Origin of the sequence: Burkholderia sp. Ax-1724, from assembly GCF_011752995.1 — a bacterium.
Lineage (GTDB): Bacteria > Pseudomonadota > Gammaproteobacteria > Burkholderiales > Burkholderiaceae > Paraburkholderia.
This window is the reverse complement of the sequence record NZ_VWWL01000023.1, coordinates 80,393-100,663: the sequence shown is the minus strand read 5'-3', so window position 1 is coordinate 100,663 and position 20,271 is coordinate 80,393. Positions and strand designations below refer to the sequence as shown.

Below are 20,271 nucleotides of genomic sequence, written 5' to 3'. Positions count from 1 at the left end.
CGATGAAGCTGACGGACGAAGAAATCGCCATGCTCAATGGAGAGCACGGCGAGGTAATGCGCGTAGCGCTGAAGATGCAGGTCGAAGTCGGCGAATACTTCGGCGCCGAAGATATGGTGAAGATCAGCTCGGTGCATGCTTCGGGCGACGTCGAGGAATTGGGTCTGGCCGGCGTCGAATATCTGGAGCAGGTCGCGCGCAGCGGCGCCCGCTGTGCCGTGAAAGCGGTCACCGACCCGCGAGGCTATGCGTTCGAGCCTCGATGCACGTTGAAGCAGTTGGAAACGACGAAGGAAATCGAAACGCGGACCGTCGCCGCATTCGAGAAGATCGGTCTTCTGAATTGCAGTAACTGCATCGTGTATCAAACCACGCTGCAACCGCATTTTGGCGAGCATGTAGCGTGGGGAGATACCGGGTCCGTGATCTATGCCAACTCCGTATTCGGCGCCCGATCGAATTACGAGTCGGGTCCTGCGGCATTGGCCGCGTCGCTGACAGGGCGCGTGCCCCGATACGGTTTTCATCTGGACGAATGCCGGAAAGCCAATGTCGTCGTGCATGTCGAAGATCAGCCGAAGGAATTGGCCGACTGGGGCGCGCTCGGCTGTTGTGTCGGCCGGCAACTGAACGGCTATTGGGATGTGCCGGTATTCGAGGGATTGACGTCGAAACCCGACAGCGACGCGCTCAAACACCTCGGCGCCGCACTCGCGAGCTATGGCTCGGCGGCGATGTTTCACATAGTCGGCGTGACGCCTGAGGCCCGGTCGCTGGAAGCGGCTATGTCGACCCAAAGAGAAATCCGTCATCTTCAGGTGCCCGAAGGCGCACTCGATAGTGTCTACCACGGTTGGAGCGGCGATTTCACGGAGGCCGATCTGGTGGTTTTCAGCGCGCCTCAACTCTCGCTCTTCGAGATCGTTTCCATTGCCGAGGCTCTGGAAGGCAAGAAGGTTCACCCGACAGTCAAGCTGATCGTCACGACGAATTCGCAGATCGCGGCTTCCACCGAGCAACTCGGTATTCGTGCGCGGCTCGAAGCGTCCGGCGCGGAACTGATCGCCGGCGTCTGCTTTTACCTCATGACGCCCCGGCAATTGTCCGAGTTGAATGGCTTCAGCCGGCTCGTCACGAACTCGGCGAAACTCGCGAACATCATGGCGGGGCAGGGCTATCAGGTGAAATTCCGGCGATTCGACGATTGCATCCGGGCGGCGACGCTGGGTACGCTGGCTTAATGAGGACACTATGCTTGAGCGCACTTTTTTCAATGCAAGCCAGAGCATGACAATGAGCCTCGAAGGCGAAGTCATCGTGTCGAATCATGGTTTGAGCGTTCGATACGATATCGACCCCGACCTTGGCGTTATCGCTCGACCCGACCATGATCTCTACGGCATGAGCGTGGTCAATAAGATCATCGTATTCAAATCGACGAAGGGCGGCGTATCGACAGGCTGGGCGCTGCTGAATCTCAGGAAGCGCGGCACCTGTCCCGCCGCCCTGGTTTGCGATATGACCAATCCCGTTTTCGTTCAAGGCGCGGTATTGGCAGGCATTCCGATCATGGACGGGTTTACCGACTCGCCGCGCAAGTACCTCAAATCGGGCGACCGCGTATTGTTCGACGGCGCGCGCCGCATTCTGTCGCTGAAGACACGCGCCTGAGCGGAAAAACAAGCGGAGTCGTTGCCGGCCGAAGGAGGACTGATTGACGTCGCGGTGTCTTGCCCGATGCCGCCGCGCGTGATCGTTGCCGCCATGAAACTTGACACTGCCATCCGGGAGACCGTTCTTCGCAAAGCGGAAGTCGTGGCCGGAAGCGAACAGCTTGGCCGGGACATCACCTGGGTCCATATGGTCGACCACCCGGACATCGTCCACTGGGTCAAGCCCGGCGAACTACTGCTGACTACCGGCTATAACTGGCCCGCGCGCGGCGAGGCATCGCGGCAGCTCGTCCGTGAACTGAGTCACGCGGGGCTTGCCGGCGTCGTGCTGGCCGTGCCGCATTTCCGCGATCACTTTCCGCCGGAGGCCATCGAGGAAGCCGGCGCGGTTGGCCTGCCGTTGCTCGAAATGCCGTGGGCGGTGCCGTTCAGCCAGATCACGCATGAAATCCTCGCGAAGATCATCAACTTCCAGTCCGAGATCATCGCGCGAGCAGACCAGTTGCATCGGGCACTGACGAATGCCGCCGTGTCCGCAAGCAGCCTTTCCGACATTGCCACCACGCTGCAAACGCTGGTGGGCCGCGCGGTCTCGTTCACGAATCCGTCCGGACATATCCTGGGAAGCTCCGCGCCGGCCTCGGACATCACCATGCTGGAGGCGCAGTTTACGCGTTCTCTTTCGGATGCCCCCGTCGATGCCAGTACTGTCCGGCGACCCGCGACAGTACGCTTCAAGCTCGCAAGCGATCGCGTATTGCATCGGATGCAACTGGCCGTTCGCCTGCACGACACGATTGTCGCAATACTTTGGCTCGATCTGGACAACCCGGACATCGACGAACTCGACAGGCGTGCAATGGAGCATGCCAGCGTCGTCGCCGCTTTGCATCTGACGCATCAACAGCAACTCGCGCAGCAGGAGGATCGCCTTGGGTATGCGCTCGTTACCGCGCTGCTCGATGGCGAATTCACCGCGACTGCGAGTGCGCTCGAGCGCGCGCGCGTATGCGGCTGGAGTCAGACCGCGTCGTATCGCATCTGTCTCGTGCTGCTCGGCGAACCCGTTCCTTTGACGACAGAAGCACTCGAACGCAGGGAGCGATGGGTCGAGCTTCTGAAATGCCAATTGAGAGCGCAGAGGCAGTCCGCGTTGATTGCGGTGTGGCTGAATCAGATCAAGTTCATCCTGCCTGCCGAGGCGTCCGTGGAGACCCTGTGGGCGGCAATCGGAGACCGGCACGCGGCGATGGCCGTCAGTCGCGCGCATACGGGCATCGACGGCATGGCGGTCGGCTCGAAAGACGTCGACGCACTGCTTCCGATGCTTCGTCCCGGAAGGCTGCACCGTTTCGAGGAAATTCTTTTTCCGCGGGCATTGCTCGGGGATGCCGATGCGCGCGAGATGCTGATCGAGCGGCTGGTCGTGCCGCTCGTCCATCGTCCGCGCGGCGAATCGCTGCTCGATACGCTCTACACGCTCGCCGACGAAGGTTTCCAGCTTGTACACGCCGCACGTGCCCTGGGTATTCATATCAGCACGCTGCGCTATCGGCTGGAGCGCATCGAGCAGATTCTCGGCGTCACGCTCGACGACCCGAACGTGCGCTTTCAGCTTCAGGTTGCCACAGCGCTCTATCGTCTCCGGGAAAATTAGTGGCCGGTTTTACTACTTTTGATAGGAAGACTGTGCACGAGTGTCGCGGTTTAATGGGTGCAAAGGGGTACAAATGGGTGCAGGCAGTTTCCCTGTTGCTTATCCGATAGAAGCGCTTATCAAGGAGCCCGAAAATGTCGCTCACCTCGCTTATCGAATCAGACCGTCAACATCTTATTCACCCCGTAGTCAGCTATCGCGCCCACGAAGCGCGCGGCGTCACCGTGCTGAAATCCGGTAAGGGCGCGTGGCTTTACGACGCCGACGGCAACGAGCTGCTGGATGCCTTCGCCGGCCTCTGGTGCGTGAACACAGGCTATGGGCACGAGAGCATTGTCAGGGCGGCAGCCGGGCAGATGTCGAAATTGCCTTATGCCACCGGGTACTTCCATTTCGGCTCCGAGCCGGCCATCGAGCTGGCTCAACGCCTCATCGATCTTGCCCCCGCGTCATTGCGCCATGTCTATTTCTCGCTGGGCGGTTCGGACGCAATAGATTCCGCGATCCGCTTTATCACGCACTACTACAACGCCATTGGCAAGCCATCGAAAAAGCAGTTCATCGCACTCGAACGCGGCTATCACGGTTCGTCGTCGATGGGGGCGGGCATGACGGCGATCGCCAGTTTTCATCGCAACTTCGACGTGCCGCTGGCGACGCAGCATCACATTCCCTCGTCATATCCTTACCGTAGCGAAACGCCTGACGATCCCGAGGCAATCATCGCGGCTTCCGTGCGCGCCTTGGAAGCGAAAGTCGAACAACTCGGCGCGGGGAATGTCGCGGCGTTTTTCTGCGAGCCGGTGCAAGGGTCCGGCGGTGTGATCGTTCCGCCGAAAGGCTGGCTGAAGGCGATGTGCGACGCGTGTCGTCGACTGGATATTCTGTTCGTCGCGGATGAAGTCATCACCGGTTTCGGTCGCACGGGCCCGCTGTTCGCCTGCGAGGCGGAACACGTCGAACCCGACCTCATGACGGTAGCCAAGGGACTAACGGCAGGCTATGCGCCGATGGGCGCGCTGCTCCTGTCCGACGAGGTCTATCAGGGAATCGCCGACGGCGCCAAAGCGGGCGAGGCAATCGGCCACGGGCAAACCTATTCGGCACATCCGGTCAGCGCCGCTGTCGCCCTCGAAGTCCTGCGTCTTTATCTCGAAGGCGGACTGCTTGCCAACGGTCAGAAGCAGGGCGCCCGTTTCGCGCGCGGACTCGACAGTCTGCTCGATCATCCGCTCGTCGGCGATTCGCGCCACCGCGGTCTGCTCGGCGCCGTCGAACTGGTTGCGGACAAGAAGACGAAAGCCCGTTTCGATCCGTCGTTGAAACTGCCGGAGCGTATCGCCGATGCCGCATATCGCAACCGGATTATCTTTCGCGCGTTTGGCGACAACATCCTCGGCTTCGCGCCGGCACTCTGCTATTCCGAAGGCGAGATCGACGAGCTGGTGACACGCGTGCGCAAGACGCTCGACGAAATGCTCGAGCACGTCGACGTGCGCAATGCACTGAAGGGCTGACAGAAACTCTGTATGGCCCGGCATGCGTCGATCCGGGCACACCCATTATCAGAGGCACGCATCATGGCTTTAAAGCTCAAGCGCGAAGAACTGGTCAGAACCCGGAACCTGATCGGCGGCGAGTGGAGCGAGGCGGTATCCCGCGCACGCTATCCGGTGACGAATCCGGCCACCGGCGAAATCATTGCGGAAGTGGCGAATAGCGGTCCCGCCGACGCGCGTGCCGCGACAAACGCGGCATACCAGGCCGCCGAAAGCTGGCGCAATCGCCTGCCACGCGAGCGCGCCGCGATACTCCGCCGCTGGCATGCACTTCTCGTGGAGAACAGCGAAGACCTGGCCACGCTGATGTCGATGGAGCAGGGCAAGCCAATGGCCGAAAGCCGGGGCGAAGTCGCCTATGGCGCGTCGTATGTCGCATGGTTCGCGGAAGAAGCCACGCGCACTTACGGCGACCTCATTCCGCAACAGCAGCGTGGCAAACAGATGCGGGCGATGAAAGAGCCCGTGGGTATCGTCGCGGCCATCACGCCATGGAATTTTCCGCTTGCGATGATCGCGCGGAAAATCGCCCCCGCTCTGGCCGCGGGCTGCACGGTAGTCGGCAAACCCGCGGAAGACACGCCGCTTACCGCGCTGGCATTGGCTGCACTCGCCGGGGAAGCCGGCGTGCCGGCCGGTGTGCTGAACATGCTGAGCGCGTCGCGGGAGCAGGGCATCGAAGCCGTGGCGGACTGGCTCGCGGATGACCGGGTACGCAAGGTCACGTTCACCGGATCGACGGCGGTCGGCAAGTATCTGGCGCGCGAATCGGCGGGCACGCTCAAGAAGCTCTCTCTCGAACTGGGCGGCAATGCGCCGTTTATCGTTTTCGACGACGCGGACCTCGACGCCGCAATCGCCGGGTTGATGGCCGCCAAATTCCGCAACGGCGGACAGACCTGTGTTTGTCCGAATCGGATCTATGTGCAGGCGGGCGTATTCGACCGATTCGCCGAACTGCTTGCCGCTCGCGTCGGCGCATTGAAAGTGGCCCCGGCCACCGACCCCGAGGCACAGATCGGCCCCATGATCAACGCGAAGGCGATCGACAAGATTGCCCGCCACGTCGAAGACGCCGTATCGAAAGGCGCGATCGTGCTGACGGGCGGCAAACGGCTGACCGAGTTAGGACCGAACTACTATGCCCCGACCGTTTTCACCCATGCCTCGAACGATATGCTCGTGACGTGCGAGGAGACGTTCGGGCCCGTCGCGCCGCTTTATCGGTTCGATCAGGAAGAAGAAGCAGTGCGCCTGGCCAATGACTCGCCATTCGGGCTCGCCGCCTATTTCTACACTCGCGACATGCGGCGGGCCGAGCGTGTGGCGCGGCGACTCGAAGCTGGCGTTGTCGGCCTGAACGAAGGGGCCGTGTCGAGTGAGGCCGCACCATTCGGCGGCGTCAAGGAGTCCGGTTACGGCCGCGAGGGCTCGAAATATGGTCTCGACGATTACCTGACCATCAAGTACGTCTGTCAGGGCAATCTCGACTGATGTGCGGTGACGGTTAGCTTGAGGAAAAAACAGAGGCAAAAAAACCGCCCGACAGAAAGTCGGACGGTTTTTCACGAGACTCGTACCGCGACGCGGCGGGCAGTGATGGCCCAGGAGTTACTGCCCAGGCGAGCCGATCGACGCCGCTTTAGCCGGCTCGGATTGGCCGCCGTTCACGCCCACCACGGCTTCGACATAGTTGGGCGCCGAGGTGGAAACGGTATCCCACACCGCAGACACCTTCGCATTGCCGCCGACGAAGACGGCACCCGCATGATTGCCGGCGGCAACGAGCGTGGCATCCGTACCCAGGGCCGACGGAATCGCTTTCAGCGTTCCATCGCCCTGCGTGGCCTCGATGGGCGTGCCGTAGTTCATCGCGGCCACGACATTGCCATTCGCGTCATAGACGATCACCGCATCGCCCTTGCCCAGGCCGATAGGATTCGCCGGATCGTTATTGACGTTCAGCATCGCCATGACCGGCACCGTGCCTGCCAGCCCCCAGGTCGTGCGGAACGTATTTTCGTCCGTGCCCGGCACACCCGGAACCACGACCAGATGCTCGCCCGGCGAAAGGATCGTACCGGCCGCAAAGGCCGCGCTATTGTTGGCATCGTTGACGTCGGCATGACTGTCGCCCCACTTCCAGCCGGTCAGATCGATTGCCGTGCTGCCGTAGTTATAGAGCTCGAAGAAGTCCTGGCCGCCGTCGGCATTCGAATTCACTTCCGAGATCAGCACGGTCGGCACGGGCGCACCGGCGGCCGCGGTCGTGAAGCTTTGTGTCAGACCGGCATAGGCGTTGCCATACAGGTCGGTGATCACGCCGCTAGCCAGTTTCACGCTGTAGCGCGAACTATCCTGCAAGGGTGTCGCGAGCGTGACGGTGACCCGGCCGCCGTTGAATTTGACTTGCGTCGTATCGTCGATCGAAACATTGCGCGTATCGGAGCCGTTGCTGATGACGAGGTTGCCCGTACCGGCCTGAACGACCTTGCTGAACGACAGCGTGAGGTGATTGCCGATAATGCCCGTCGCGCCATCGACCGGCGCACTGCTGCTCAAGGTCGGAGCGGTCTTGTCGACGGTGCCGATCGTCTTGAACGAGAATGTGGACGCATCGGACACGGCGGGGAGATTGCTGCCCGTCGCGGTCTTGACCGTACCTGCCGGATACGTGATGTTGTACGCGGTATTGGCGACCATGAAGAACTTCGGATGAATCTTCATCACGCCGCCGCTGAACGTCACCTGCGTGGGGTCGGTGACCGGAATCGTGCGCGTATCGTCGGCGCCGTTGCTGAGAACAATATTGCCGGCTCCGGCCTGCACCGCCTGATCGAACTTCAGGTACAGGTTGCTGCCGATGCCGACGTTGGTCTTGTCGGTGGTGGGCTTGAAGATGGTCAGGCCCGGCAGGCTCGGTCCCGCTGCCTGCTCGCCGACCGCATAAATGATGCCGTCCGAGCCCATGGTGACGCCTTCGTTCTGGGCGGTGGCGCTCATATACAGGCTGCTCAGCAACCGGCCGGTACGATCCATCTTGACGATCTTGCCATCCGGTGCGCCGATGATGATGACGTTGTCGTAGTCCGGCGCGGTGCCCGGGACGATGTTCGAGAGCGAGAACACGTCATTGAATGCGGAGAGGCCGGTCTTGTCCGCATCGAACAACACGGGCGGATTGTCCGTGCTCGGCAGGATGGGCGTACCGTCCGACGCCGTCGCCGAGCCGCCGGCAAAATTGATCGCAGCCTGAAAAATGCTGGTCGGCTGCGACTGGCGCACGGCGATATAACCGCCCGTTTTGGTATCGAAACTCACGCCCTCGATACCGACGTTGCCAACCGTCGTGCCCAGTTTGACGGACTGCACGTCGGCTCTTTTCAGCGTTCCGCCCGCGGTATAAGTGAACATATCGACCTGGCGAAGGCGCTCTTCCACCAGCACGAACTTGCCGCCGCCGACGTAGGTGATGCCTTCCGTGTCCTCGAAATCTCCGGCATTGAGCGTCATGGAATCGAGAACATGGCCGTCGCTCTTCGCGACCTGCACGACCGCGGTGCCGCCGTCGCCGATGACGAACAGCGAATCGGTATCCTTATCGTAGGCCACGCCCGATGCCTCGGCATTCAGCAGATTGGTGCCGCTCGTCGCGTATTGCAGAGGGAAACTATCTGTCTGCGTATAGTTGTTCAGATCGTAGGTGCTTTGCGGATCGGTGAACGTCAGCACGGGAATCTTGCTGTCAACCGTGCCGCCGCCGTTATTGCCGCCTGTGTTGCCGTTGCCACCATTGCTGCCGTTGTTGCCGCCCGCGGCGCCGATGTTGCTGTCACCACCGCCACATGCGCTGAGACTGGCTGCCAGAATTGCGGAAAGCAAGATTGAATAGGTGCGGGTCGAGTTTTTGGTCTTCACGATATTGTTGTAAGTTGGCTGATTGACAGAAACGTCGGGCAGTTGACAGGAACCGCGACACTATCGGTCTTGTATTTCAGCTTCGTGAAAGGATCTGTATTTTTCTTGCAAGCTCGCTTGTTTGAGAAGAGAAACTTATCGTGAACTTCCGCAGGATTCAGACTGGGCCGTGGGTCAATCGCGGGTCGATCGCAAGTCGGCCGATGAGTCCGGCCGTTGCAGGAAAAGCCGGGGCGCTGCGCCTCGCCTGCAACGGCCTGTGGCACGCCAGTCACGCGGACGTGGCATGTATGAACGGGCGCTCTATCGCGTGCCGCCTTGCGCGGCCGCTTTTGCGATGGCTACGACGGCTTGATGCAGCGCGTCGGCGGTATCGAGCGGCGCGTGGCCGATCGCGCCACCTGTTGCGCTCGTCGGCCGCGCGGCCTGATCGGGCGACGACGAGAGCTTCACGACCGTGAGCCGCTCGCGAGGATCGACGATGATCGCCTGGCCGAAGCGGCCGCTCGCCGCGAAGGAACCGTCGCCATCCTTCAACTGATACCAGTAGTCGCGATAGCCGTAGCCCGGCCGGCCCGGCGCGAGATTGCCCTTGGCGAAGGCCGCGCTGTTAGTGGCCGGTTGCAGCGCGAGATGCGTAACGTTCGAAGGAAAACGCGTGCCGTCGCCGGCCGCGCTCATGCGCACGAGTTCGCCGAAGCGTGCCGCGTCGCGCAGCGTGGTGTTGAGACCGCCGCTGGCCATCTCGGTGCCGGTGTGATCGACCACGATGTCGGCATCGTCGTCGGCGAGCTTGCTCCAGATTTCACGCGATGCCAGCTTGCTCCACGATTCGCCGGTTACGTTGCGGATCGCCCACGCCACCGCTTCGGGCGATCCGTTCTGGTAGTACCACAGCCCGTCCGCATGCGCATCCGGCGACGCCAGCGCGACCCGCAGGAAACGATGGATGCTGTCGGGCGCGCCGCTCGCTCGCGGCACGAAGCCGACCGCCGCGAACAGCCCGAGGTCGGGTGGCAGCGCGGCCGGATAGCGCACGGCAACCTCCATGTCGAGGTTCTGCTGGAGCGTCGCGTCGCCAAACGGCGTGCCCGAGAGTTCCGGCACATACCTCGAAAGCGGCGCGTCGGGCGAGAGCTTGCCGGCGACGATCAACTGCGCGGCGAGAAGGCCCGTCACCGATTTCGTCATCGATGCCCACATATGCGTCTGATGCGGACCGAAGCCGTCGAAGTAGCGCTCGAGCACCACGCGTCCATCGCGCACGACAATGAAGCCGTCGGTCTGCGTGCGGCGCAGATAGTCGCTCAGCGTGAGCGTCGTGCCGTCGACCGTGAACGTGATCGCATCGGGATCGAGCGGGCGGCCATCGGGCAGCGCGAGGGGCTCGCGCGAGCGCTCGACGTTCGCGGTCGGGATCATCATGCGCGTATTGCGCAGCTTCCAGCTCAACGTGGTTGCGGTTTGCGAGGCGGCGGGCGTCATGCTGCCGGCCTGGGCGTCGGCGGCGTGTGGGGTGTCTGCGCGCGTGGTGGGTGCAAATGCGCACGCCGCGCCCAGCAGAAACGCGAGCAGCGCGCGTGACGCGCCCTTTGAACGAGGCACGAGGCAATTCATGTCGATGCAGTCTCCGATGTGATTGATTGTTCCGGCGCGCATTGGCAATGTCGACTACGCTGTCGGCGTGCATAACAGGCGTAAAGCGGGGCGTAAAGCAGCGCGTTCCTGACGGAGATTGAAAGACGCGGGCAGTGGCGTCAAGGCTGCGTCAGGCATAAGGTGATAACCGCCTGGCATGCCTGAGCTTGGGAAGGGAGCCAGCAAGGCGAGGCTTGCCTTGCTGGCTGTACGTAGGGCTATGTATGCTCCCCGACGCTTGCATTGCAGCCGTCGTGCAGCACGACGACGGCCCTGATCGAGCTGCGGCACATGTCATGCATCACATCAACACGATATCGTACTGCTCCTGGCTCAAATTCGACTCCACCTGCAGCGACACCGGCTTGCCGATGAAATCGATCAGCATCGCCAGATGCTGCGACTCTTCTTCGAGAAACAGATCGATCACCTGCTGCGACGCCACCACGCGAAACTCGCGCGGATTGAACTGCCGCGACTCGCGCAGAATCTCGCGCAGCACGTCGTAGCAAACGGTGCGCGCCGTTTTCACCTGCCCCTTGCCCTGGCACACCGGACACGGTTCGCACAGCACATGCGCGAGCGATTCACGCGTGCGCTTGCGGGTCATCTCCACGAGCCCGAGTTGCGAGAAGCCATTCACGGTCACGCGCGTGCGATCGCGCGACAACGCCTTCTTCAGTTCCCCCAGCACCTGGTCGCGATGCTCTGCGTTTTCCATATCGATGAAATCGATGATGATCACGCCGCCCAGGTTGCGCAGCCGCAATTGCCGCGCGATCGTATGCGCGGCTTCGAGGTTGGTCTTGAAGATCGTATCGTCGAAATTGCGCGCGCCGACATATCCGCCGGTGTTGACGTCGATCGTCGTCATCGCCTCGGTCTGATCGATCACGAGGTAGCCGCCCGACTTCAGATCCACGCGGCGCGACAGCGCGCGCTGAATTTCGGCCTCGATGTTGTAGAGATCGAAGAGCGGCCGCTCGCCGGTGTAGTGATGCAGTTTCGACGACACCGCCGGCGTAAACTCCGCGGCGAAATCGGCCAGCATCTGATGCGTCTCGCGCGAGTCGACCTGGATGCGCGAGGTCTCGTCGTTGACGAAATCGCGCAGCACGCGCTGCGCGAGGTTCAGGTCCTGGTAGAGCAGGCTCGTGGGTGGCATGCGCTGCGCCTGCGACAGGATCGTCGCCCACGTCTTGCGCAGATAGGCGACGTCGGCAGCAAGCTCCTCGCTCGTCGCATCCTCGGCGATCGTGCGCACGATGTAGCCGCCTTTCTCGTCGGCGGGCAGCACGGCGGTCAGGCGCGCACGCACGGCCTCGCGCTCGGCTTCGCTTTCGATCTTCTGCGAGATGCCGATATGCGGCTCCTGCGGCAGATACACGAGCGTGCGCCCGGCAATGCTTACTTGCGTGGACAGCCGCGCGCCTTTCGTGCCGATCGGGTCCTTGACGACCTGCACCATCAGCGTTTGACCTTCGAAGACGATCTTTTCGATCGGCTGATGCGGTGCTTGATGTTGCGCTTCGCCGGCCATGCGCGGATGCCAGATGTCGGCGACATGAAGAAACGCGGCGCGTTCGAGGCCGATGTCGATGAACGCCGATTGCATGCCCGGCAGCACGCGCACGACCTTGCCGAGATAGACATTGCCGACGCGCCCGCGCGACAGCGTTCGTTCGACATGAAGTTCCTGGACGGCGCCTTGTTGAACGAGCGCGACGCGCGTTTCCTGCGGCGTGACATTGATCAGGATTTCTTCATTCATAGTGTTGTTCTAGAAGTCGATGCGCGCTGCGCGCAGGAGGGCAGCAGTTTCAAAAAGCGGCAAACCCATGATACCCGAATAGGACCCGTCGATATGCTCGATAAACTCCGCCGCGCGTCCCTGCACGCCATAAGCGCCGGCCTTGCCGAGCGGCTCGCCGCTGGCCGCGTAGCGGCGGATCGCGTCGGCGTGCGGCGCAGCAAAGCGCACCTTCGACACCGACAGCGCCGCGGGCAGCAAGGCACCGTCGGCGTCGATCACCGCGACGGCGGTCAGCACGTCGTGCGTGCGGCCCGCGAGGCGCGTGAGCATCGCGACCGCGTCGTCGGCATCGGCGGGCTTGCCGAGAATCGAGTCGTCGATCGTGACGGTCGTGTCCGCCACGAGGATCGGCCGCCTCGCATGACCGCCGGCCACGAGCCGGGCACGCGCGGCATGCGCTTTCGCGACGCACACGCGCTGCACGTAGTCGCGCGCGTGCTCGCCGGGCAACTCGGCTTCGAGCGCTTCGGCATCTTCGTCGGGCCGCGGCAGCAGCAGTTCGAAACGCACGCCGAGCTGTTGCAGCAGCTCCTGGCGGCGTGGACTTTGCGAGGCGAGGTAGACGAACGGATGCAGCGAAGCGGCGGGCGTGGGCATGAACGGGTCTCGAAGGAGGGGATTCGGATGGCGTGGAGGCGGTGGGCGCGGTGACGGTAGCAGAGGGAGATGAGCGGGCAGGGTGAGCGGGTAGACTGAGCGTTGCATCGGCGCGCCGCAACGAGCCGCGCAGCGATCATTACATCAAGCGGGGCGCGGAGCAAATGTCTGGACACGCTACGTCGAAACGCATCGTTCGGCGCATCGACGAGTATCGGTGGCCGGTGCCCCGTGAGTCGTCGCCCGGCAATGCCTGATCTGCAATACGCAGGGACACGGGCACGGACATCGCGCATCGCCGCGCATCAGCACGCGGCACACGCCTTATGCGCTCACACGCTCACGCGCGATGATACGGGTGATTCTGCGTGATGGTCCACGCGCGGTAAAGCTGTTCGGCAAGCAGCACGCGCACCATCGCATGCGGCAAGGTGAGGCTCGATACGCGCAGCATCATGTCGGCGCGCGCCTTCAGTTCGGGATCGAGCCCGTCCGCGCCGCCGATCAGAAAGGCCACGTCGCGCCCGTCCTGCTGCCAGCCGGGCAGTGCGCCCGCCAGCTGCATCGTGGTCCAGTCCTTGCCGCGCTCGTCGAGCGCGACGATGCGCGCGTTCTTCGGCAACGCGGCTTCGATCTTCTGCCGCTCGGCGGCCATCACGCTCTCGGCCGAACGTCCCGACGAACGCTGCTCGGGCTTGATCTCGCGCAGCTCGATGCGTAGCTCGGGCGGCATGCGTTTCGCGTATTCGTCAAAGCCGGTGGCGATCCAGTCCGGCATCTTGTGGCCGACGGCGAGGATATGCAGTTTCATCGCGAGGAAGGTAGCGGTGTTTCCGGTGTGCCGGATCAGGCCGGCTTACTTGCGACGCGCCGCCGTCTTGCGCGCGGGTTTCGCGGCCGGCGCTTCCTCGTCTTCGTCCTCCTCGTCGGACTCGCTCGCGCGCGCGCCGCCGAACGGATTCGGCGTCGACAGCTTGATGCGCACCGGCTTGTCGCCCCAGATCTCTTCGAGGTTGTAGTACTGGCGCAGCGCCGGTTGCAGGATGTGGACGATCGCGTCGCCGCAATCGACCAGCACCCATTCGCCGATATCCTCGCCCTCGGTGCTGACGATCTCGCCGCCGGCTTCCTTCACGCCTTCGCGCACGCTCGAGGCGAGCGCCTTGGTTTGCCGGTTCGAGGTGCCGCTCGCGACGATCACGCGATCGAACAGCGAGGTCAGGTGGGTGGTGTTGAACACCCTGATGTCTTGCGCCTTGACGTCTTCGAGAGCGTCGACGATCACGCGTTGCAGTTTGCGAATATCCATGGAGTTACCGGTGGTACAGATGATGTTGAAGAATATAGTCCCACACCGCGGCCGGGACATGACTCGCGGCCTTGTCGTGGGTTGCGCCGTGGGCCTCGTTTTGCGCCTGGTGACCCGCTTTCCTGTCCGCGTTGCCGCCCGTCGGGTCGTCCGCCAGCGCGAGTTCGCGGCTCACCTGGTCGCGCAGATGCGCGCGAATGTCGGTGGCCGAGACGTCGAACGCGAGCGTCGTGTCGATCAGCAGATGCCCGCACGGCGTCGCCTGCAGCACGTCGGCGCCGGCTTCGCGTGCGGCGATTTCCTGTGCGACCGCGGGCGGTATCGACGCGAGGTCGAAGCCGGGCCGCGTGGCCGCGCAGATGTGCGCGAAGTCGAACAACTGCCGCCAGCCGTGCCACGTATCGAGATGCACGAGCTGGTCGGCGCCCATCAGCAGCGTGATCGACGCATCCTCGCCTTCGCGCTCGCGCCAGCGGCGCAGCGTGTCGACCGTGTAGGTCGGGCCGTCGTGATCGATCTCGTCGGTCGCGACGCGCACGCTCGCGCCGGGCAGCGCGAGCGAGGCGGCCGCCGCGCGCGTCATCGCGAGCCGGTGCACGGCCGGCGAGACGTCCGCCTTCTGCCACGGCTGGCCGGCCGGCAGCAGCACCAGCTCGGTGAGCCGCAGCACGTCGGCGAACCGTCGCGCGAGCGCGAGGTGGCCGTCGTGGATCGGATCGAAAGTGCCGCCCAGCAGACCGATCCGGCGGGGCAGGGCGACAGGGTGAGCGTTCGGCTTCAGGTGAAAATCCTTATCGTGACCGGGAGCGTGTCGAGTGTGATCGTGCGCAGCGCGGACGCCGCCTCACACCCACTCGCGCGGCACGAGAAAATCGCTGTAAAGACGCGCTTCCGGCGTGCCCGGCTCGGGCTGCCAGTCGTAGCGCCAGTTCACCACGGGCGGCATCGACATCAGGATCGATTCGGTGCGTCCGCCGCTCTGCAGTCCAAACAGTGTGCCACGGTCGAAGACCAGATTGAACTCGACGTAGCGGCCGCGCCGGTACGCCTGGAAGTCGCGCTCGGCCGCGCCGTACGGCGTGTCGCGGCGCTTCTCGACGATCGGCAGGTAGGCCTGGAGAAAACCCTCGCCGACGCTTTTGAGCATCGCGAACGACGGGTCGAAGCCCGGCTCCGAGAAATCGTCGAAGAAAATCCCGCCGATGCCGCGTGCTTCGTTGCGGTGCTTGAGGAAAAAATATTCGTCGCACCCGCGCTTGAAGCGCGGGTAGAGGTCCGCGCCGTAGGGCGCGAGCGCGTCGCGGCAGACGCGGTGAAAATGCCGCGCGTCCTCTTCGTAGCCGTAGTACGGCGTCAGGTCCATGCCGCCGCCGAACCAGAACACTGGCGCTTCGCCTGCCTTCGTCGCGATGAGCAGGCGCACGTTCATGTGCACGGTCGGGCAGTGCGGATTGCGCGGGTGCAGCACGAGCGACACGCCCATCGCCTCGAAGCCGCGCCCGGCCAGTTGCGGACGCGCGGCGCTTGCCGAGCCCGGCAACGCGTCGCCCGCGACGTCCGAGAAGCCGATGCCCGCGCGCTCGAAGAACTGGCCACCTTCGAGAATCCGCGTGATGCCGCCGCCGCGCAGCTTCTCGCCGGGCGCGCGTTGCCATGCGTCGGTTGCGAACGGCGTGCCGTCGAAGGCGCCGAGCGTGTCCGCGATATGCGATTGCAGGCCTTGCAGCCAGCTGCGCACGGCCTGTGCGTCGTAGCTCGAATCGGTCATGAATGCAGATTGCTGAGGGCGGCACGCTCGTCGTGCCGCGGGTTCTTCGAAGAGGGCGCCGGCCGCGCCGGTTTCTGGACTACGCTTGCGCGGGCGGGCCGTGGGTTCGGTCCGCTCCGCGGGGCGGGTGAAACGGCGGCTTGCCGCATCGGTCGAACCGCGGACTCCGTGCCCGTTTGCCGCGACGAGCGCGGCAAACCCAGTGTAGCGTGCGGCGTGCCCGTGCCGGGCTGCCCGAGGCGCGGCAGTTCGCCGCCCGCGCCCCCGGCGGCGCGCGCTGTCGCCGCTCGCGCGGCGCCCGGCGCCCGGTGCAAACGCCGCTTAGCGGCTTTCGGGCTTGCCGTCGGCGCGCGCGTCGTGCTTGCGGTTCACCGCGCGATAGCCGATGTCGCGGCGATACTGCATGCCGTCGAAGGCGATCTGGTTGATCGTTTCGTAGGCGGCCGCCTGCGCGGTGCGCACCGAATCCGCGAGACCGACGACGCACAGCACGCGGCCGCCCGAGGTGGTCAGCTTGCCGTCGGCGAGCGTGGTGCCGGCGTGGAACGTGACCGAATCCGCGGTTTCGGCGGGAATGCCGTTGATGCGGTCGCCCTTTCTCGGCGTATCCGGATAGTTGTGCGCGGCGAGCACGACGCCGAGCGCGGTGCGGCGGTCCCATTCGAGCTCGACCGTATCGAGCGTGCCGGCGATCGCCTGTTCGACCACCTTCGAGTAGTCGCCCTTCAGACGCGCCATGATCGGCTGCGTTTCGGGGTCGCCCATGCGGCAGTTGAATTCGAGCGTCTTCGGGTTGCCTTGCGCGTCGATCATCAGGCCCGCGTACAGGAAACCGGTGTAGCGGATGCCTTCCTTCTCCATGCCGCGCACGGTCGGCAGAATGATTTCGCGCATCACGCGCGCATGCAGTTGCGGCGTGACGATCGGCGCGGGCGAGTAGGCGCCCATGCCGCCCGTGTTCGGGCCCTGGTCGCCGTCGAGCAGACGCTTGTGGTCCTGGCTCGACGCGAGCGGCAGCACATGCTTGCCGTCGACCATCACGATGAAGCTCGCTTCCTCGCCGGCGAGGAATTCCTCGATCACGACGCGCGCGCCGGCATCGCCGAGCTTGTTGTCCGACAGCATCATGTCGACCGCGGTATGCGCCTCTTCGAGCGTCATCGCGACCACCACGCCCTTGCCGGCGGCGAGGCCGTCGGCCTTGATGACGATCGGCGCGCCCTTCGCATCGAGGTAGGCATGCGCGGCGGCGACGTCGGCGAAGGTTTCGTATTCGGCGGTCGGAATGCCGTGGCGCTTCATGAACGCCTTCGCGAAGTCCTTCGAGCTTTCGAGCTGCGCGGCTTCCTTGGTCGGCCCGAAAATCTTCAGGCCGCGCGCACGGAACAGGTTGACGATGCCGGCCGCGAGCGGTGCTTCCGGCCCGACCAGCGTGAAGGCGATCTGCTCCTGCTCGACGAAATCCGCGAGCGCGGCCGGCTCGGTGATGTCGAGGTTGCGCAGCCGCTCGTCCTGAGCGGTGCCGCCGTTGCCCGGCGCGACGTAGACGAGCTGGACCCGCGGCGATTGCGCGAGCTTCCATGCGAGCGCATGTTCGCGACCGCCGGAACCGACGACGAGTAACTTCATGTGAATCCCCGAGACTTGAAAACCATAAACGGCCGGGCGACAGGCCCAGCCGTGCAATGAACCCTCGACAGCGGGCTGCGTGCCGGCTGTCCGTTTAGCCTTCGCGCGCCCGAAGGCGCTGCGCGCGGCGAAACGTGTGACGCAACAAAACGTGCGGCGAAGCGCGTGGGCGACGTGTGCCCCGACTCAAGGATCGTTCGACGAATGGTGCGACGAAACGGCCGGCGCGCGGCGGCCGGTAACGGGCCGCCTGTGCACGATGCTGCGCGCGACGCGTGGCCGGCACGCGCTTATTCGTCGGCGATCGATGCGTTTGTATAGACTTCCTGCACGTCGTCCAGATTTTCCAGCGCGTCGAGCAGCTTCTGCATTTTCACGGCGTCGTCGCCGGTGAATTCGACTTCCGTTTGCGGCTTCATGGTGACTTCGGCCAGTTCGGCCTTGAAGCCCGCCGCCTCGAGCGCCGTCTTCACCTTCGAAAAATCGTTCGGTGGGCACAGCACTTCGATGCTGCCGTCCTCGTTTGTGACGACGTCGTCGGCGCCGGCTTCGAGCGCGGCTTCCATCAGCGTGTCCTCGGCCGTGCCGGGGGCGAACAGGAACTGGCCGACGTGATCGAACATGAACGACACCGAGCCGTCGGTGCCCATGTTGCCGCCGTTCTTCGAGAACGCGTGACGCACTTCCGCGACCGTGCGCGTGCGGTTGTCGGTCATCGTGTCGACGATCACCGCCGCGCCGCCGATGCCGTAGCCTTCGTAGCGGATTTCCTCGTAGTTCGCGCCGTCTGCGCCGCCGACACCGCGCTGGATCGCGCGGTTGATGTTGTCCTTCGGCATGTTGGCGTCGTACGCCTTGTCGACTGCGAGCCGCAGACGCGGGTTCGAGTCGATCTCGCCACCGCCGAGGCGCGCTGCTACCTGGATTTCCTTGATGAGCCGCGTCCAGACCTTGCCGCGCTTGGCATCGGCCGCTGCTTTCTTATGCTTGATGTTGGCCCATTTCGAATGACCCGCCATACTTTTCTCCGTCGCACGCGCCAGCAGGGCGCACGCATAGTGCAATTGTCGTTGCGATGTCGGGCGCTTCGCTGATCGCGCCTCGATGTCAAACCGTCCGCCAGCCACGCTGCCGGCGTTAAAGCGGATAACCGGGTTGCCGGGCCGGGCGCCTGACCGGCCGATCACCCGATCACCGCGGCTCGGCCGTGGCTTTAATGCCCGCGCCGCGACTGAAGCCCGCGTGAGGCGTCTTCAGTCTGCTTGCCCGTGTATCTCCGCTCGTGGCCGCCTGCGCCCCGGCTTGCCGCTTTACCCTCGTGCTGTTGCCTTTGCGCGCGCTGGTTCGCCGTGACCTTGAATCCGGGCCTGGCTGGCCCATACAAGCGGGGCGCAGTCCGGCGGCGCGGTTGGGGCGGGCGGATGACGTGCGGCCAATGCGGTGTAACCCGATACGGCACAACCCGAAGCCGCGCGACCCGGACAGACGCCGCGTGACTCCACAAGGCGGCGCGATGCGCCAGTCGGTGCGACAGGCCGAAGCAGCCGTGGCGAAGTTACAGCGGCGCAGTGACAGCCGTTGTGCCGGCGAGGTTGCAGGTCAAGCCGTGCGTCGAGCGGATTCGAATTTTATCACGCCGCGACGGTGCGGCAGAGGGAGCCGTAGCGCGAAACCGCGTGGCAATGCAATGAAAATGAAGCGCAAACGCAATGCAGCTGAAATGAACGCACAGTCCGAAGGGCCGCCGCATGCGTTGCGCCGATGAGGCGGGCACGGCCCGAGCCGGCCCGCCCCGCGCGTCAGTTCTTGGTGCCGAACAGCCGGTCGCCCGCGTCGCCGAGACCCGGCACGATGTACGCGTGCTCGTTCAGATGCGAGTCGAGCGACGCGACGAACAGCTTCACGTCCGGATGCGCGTCCTGGAACACCTGCACGCCTTCGGGCGCGGCGACGAGCGCGAGGAACAGGATGTTCTCGCCGGACACGTTGCGGCGCTTGAGCACGTCGACTGCGTGCACGGCCGAGTAGCCGGTCGCGACCATCGGGTCGCACAGGATGAACACGCGGTCCTCGAGGTCCGGCAGCCGCACGAGGTATTCGACCGGGCGATGGTCGTCGGCGCGGTACACGCCGATGTGGCCCACGCGCGCCGACGGCACCAGTTCGAGCAGGCCGTCCGACATGCCGACGCCGGCGCGCAGCACCGGCACGATCGCGAGCTTCTTGCCGGCGATCACCGGCGCGTCGATTTCCATCAGCGGCGTGTTGATGCGGCGCGTGGTCATCGGCAGATTGCGGGTGATCTCGTAGCCCATCAGCAGCGTGATCTCGCGCAGCAGTTCGCGGAACGTGCGCGTCGAGGTGTCCCGGTCGCGCATGTGCGACAGCTTGTGCTGGATCAGCGGGTGATCGAGGATGAAAAGATTGGGAAAACGGCTGTCCTGGGTCATGGGGGGGCACACGCGGCGGCAAGAGGGATCGGTTCGGCGCGCGCTTTCGTCTGTTTAGTCCGTTTCGTCCGCACGCTCGGCAAGCGGAATAGGGACGGGCGGATGGGGGACGGGCGCGCCACGCCGCAAGTTTACCGAAAGAGTGCCGCCCGACGATACCGGAGATTGCAGCGAGCCGGCACAGTCGGGCACCGATTCTTCTAGAATCGGGGAAACTTCGCCATGCCCGCGCGTTTCGCGCCGGCTTCACGCCACGAGGA

The 20,271-nt window shown here is 64.1% G+C and carries 16 protein-coding genes; 5 read left to right on the top strand and 11 right to left on the bottom strand.

Annotated elements, in window-relative coordinates; translation table 11 throughout:
* The first annotated feature begins 2 nt into the window (after positions 1–2).
* The 5 genes from F3J19_RS25470 (at position 3) to F3J19_RS25450 (ending at position 6,383) form a co-directional block, all read left to right on the top strand.
* Complete coding sequence (locus F3J19_RS25470) at positions 3–1,241, top strand: aconitase X catalytic domain-containing protein (RefSeq protein WP_167047890.1); 1,239 nt, start codon at positions 3–5, stop codon at positions 1,239–1,241.
* 52 nt (positions 1,242–1,293) lie between these two features.
* Positions 1,294–1,671 (top strand): DUF126 domain-containing protein, encoded by a 378-nt coding sequence (locus F3J19_RS25465; protein WP_240159219.1) that lies wholly within the window; start codon positions 1,294–1,296, stop codon positions 1,669–1,671.
* A 93-nt stretch (positions 1,672–1,764) separates the two neighbouring features.
* On the top strand, positions 1,765–3,330 hold the full coding sequence (locus F3J19_RS25460; RefSeq protein WP_167047884.1) for a PucR family transcriptional regulator: 1,566 nt from the start codon (positions 1,765–1,767) through the stop codon (positions 3,328–3,330).
* 134 nt (positions 3,331–3,464) lie between these two features.
* Positions 3,465–4,847 (top strand): aspartate aminotransferase family protein, encoded by a 1,383-nt coding sequence (locus tag F3J19_RS25455; protein ID WP_167047881.1) that lies wholly within the window; start codon positions 3,465–3,467, stop codon positions 4,845–4,847.
* A gap of 63 nt (positions 4,848–4,910) precedes the next feature.
* Complete coding sequence (locus F3J19_RS25450; RefSeq protein WP_167047878.1) at positions 4,911–6,383, top strand: NAD-dependent succinate-semialdehyde dehydrogenase; 1,473 nt, start codon at positions 4,911–4,913, stop codon at positions 6,381–6,383.
* Between the two features lie 117 nt (positions 6,384–6,500).
* Here the strand turns inward: F3J19_RS25450 and F3J19_RS25445 are convergent, their stop codons facing one another.
* The 11 genes from F3J19_RS25445 to upp all read right to left on the bottom strand — a co-directional run bounded on the left by F3J19_RS25445 (position 6,501) and on the right by upp (position 20,011).
* The gene (locus F3J19_RS25445) at positions 6,501–8,807 is read right to left on the bottom strand and encodes an SdiA-regulated domain-containing protein (RefSeq protein WP_345891063.1); all 2,307 of its coding nucleotides are present in this window, start codon (positions 8,805–8,807) and stop codon (positions 6,501–6,503) included.
* A gap of 303 nt (positions 8,808–9,110) precedes the next feature.
* Positions 9,111–10,412, bottom strand: a complete 1,302-nt coding sequence (locus tag F3J19_RS25440) for a serine hydrolase (protein ID WP_345889862.1) — start codon at positions 10,410–10,412, stop codon at positions 9,111–9,113.
* A gap of 334 nt (positions 10,413–10,746) precedes the next feature.
* Positions 10,747–12,216: a ribonuclease G gene (gene rng, locus F3J19_RS25435; RefSeq protein ID WP_167047872.1), complete on the bottom strand. Its 1,470-nt coding sequence runs from the start codon at positions 12,214–12,216 to the stop codon at positions 10,747–10,749.
* Positions 12,217–12,225: 9 nt separating this feature from the next.
* Positions 12,226–12,855, bottom strand: coding sequence for a Maf family protein (locus F3J19_RS25430; RefSeq protein ID WP_167047869.1), 630 nt, complete (start codon positions 12,853–12,855; stop codon positions 12,226–12,228).
* A gap of 340 nt (positions 12,856–13,195) precedes the next feature.
* A complete protein-coding gene (gene rlmH, locus F3J19_RS25425; RefSeq protein WP_008919684.1) occupies positions 13,196–13,666 on the bottom strand; it encodes a 23S rRNA (pseudouridine(1915)-N(3))-methyltransferase RlmH in 471 nt (156 codons plus the stop codon).
* Between the two features lie 45 nt (positions 13,667–13,711).
* Entirely contained in the window at positions 13,712–14,164 is a 453-nt protein-coding gene (rsfS, locus tag F3J19_RS25420; RefSeq protein WP_167047866.1) for a ribosome silencing factor, read from the bottom strand.
* 4 nt (positions 14,165–14,168) lie between these two features.
* Positions 14,169–14,945 (bottom strand): nicotinate-nucleotide adenylyltransferase, encoded by a 777-nt coding sequence (locus F3J19_RS25415; protein ID WP_167048004.1) that lies wholly within the window; start codon positions 14,943–14,945, stop codon positions 14,169–14,171.
* Positions 14,946–15,008: 63 nt separating this feature from the next.
* Positions 15,009–15,932 (bottom strand): oxygen-dependent coproporphyrinogen oxidase, encoded by a 924-nt coding sequence (gene hemF / locus F3J19_RS25410; protein WP_167047863.1) that lies wholly within the window; start codon positions 15,930–15,932, stop codon positions 15,009–15,011.
* 321 nt (positions 15,933–16,253) lie between these two features.
* Complete coding sequence (gene purD, locus F3J19_RS25405) at positions 16,254–17,561, bottom strand: phosphoribosylamine--glycine ligase (RefSeq protein ID WP_167047859.1); 1,308 nt, start codon at positions 17,559–17,561, stop codon at positions 16,254–16,256.
* A gap of 290 nt (positions 17,562–17,851) precedes the next feature.
* Positions 17,852–18,580 carry a YebC/PmpR family DNA-binding transcriptional regulator gene (locus F3J19_RS25400; protein WP_167047855.1) on the bottom strand — a complete coding sequence of 243 codons (729 nt, stop codon included), beginning with the start codon at positions 18,578–18,580 and terminating at the stop codon, positions 17,852–17,854.
* 780 nt (positions 18,581–19,360) lie between these two features.
* Positions 19,361–20,011: a uracil phosphoribosyltransferase gene (gene upp, locus F3J19_RS25395; RefSeq protein WP_167047853.1), complete on the bottom strand. Its 651-nt coding sequence runs from the start codon at positions 20,009–20,011 to the stop codon at positions 19,361–19,363.
* Positions 20,012–20,271 lie beyond the last annotated feature (260 nt).

Bases quoted from the DNA above. Each gene is read 5' to 3' on its own strand.
- upp (WP_167047853.1), bottom strand. From the start codon at position 20,011: ATGACCCAGGACAGCCGTTTTCCCAATCTTTTCATCCTCGATCACCCG.
- F3J19_RS25465 (WP_240159219.1), top strand. From the start codon at position 1,294: ATGAGCCTCGAAGGCGAAGTCATCGTGTCGAATCATGGTTTGAGCGTT.
- rsfS (WP_167047866.1), bottom strand. From the start codon at position 14,164: ATGGATATTCGCAAACTGCAACGCGTGATCGTCGACGCTCTCGAAGAC.
- purD (WP_167047859.1), bottom strand. From the start codon at position 17,561: ATGAAGTTACTCGTCGTCGGTTCCGGCGGTCGCGAACATGCGCTCGCA.
- F3J19_RS25450 (WP_167047878.1), top strand. From the start codon at position 4,911: ATGGCTTTAAAGCTCAAGCGCGAAGAACTGGTCAGAACCCGGAACCTG.
- hemF (WP_167047863.1), bottom strand. From the start codon at position 15,932: ATGACCGATTCGAGCTACGACGCACAGGCCGTGCGCAGCTGGCTGCAA.
- F3J19_RS25455 (WP_167047881.1), top strand. From the start codon at position 3,465: ATGTCGCTCACCTCGCTTATCGAATCAGACCGTCAACATCTTATTCAC.
- F3J19_RS25460 (WP_167047884.1), top strand. From the start codon at position 1,765: ATGAAACTTGACACTGCCATCCGGGAGACCGTTCTTCGCAAAGCGGAA.
- rng (WP_167047872.1), bottom strand. From the start codon at position 12,216: ATGAATGAAGAAATCCTGATCAATGTCACGCCGCAGGAAACGCGCGTC.
- F3J19_RS25470 (WP_167047890.1), top strand. From the start codon at position 3: ATGAAGCTGACGGACGAAGAAATCGCCATGCTCAATGGAGAGCACGGC.
- rlmH (WP_008919684.1), bottom strand. From the start codon at position 13,666: ATGAAACTGCATATCCTCGCCGTCGGCCACAAGATGCCGGACTGGATC.
- F3J19_RS25430 (WP_167047869.1), bottom strand. From the start codon at position 12,855: ATGCCCACGCCCGCCGCTTCGCTGCATCCGTTCGTCTACCTCGCCTCG.
- F3J19_RS25400 (WP_167047855.1), bottom strand. From the start codon at position 18,580: ATGGCGGGTCATTCGAAATGGGCCAACATCAAGCATAAGAAAGCAGCG.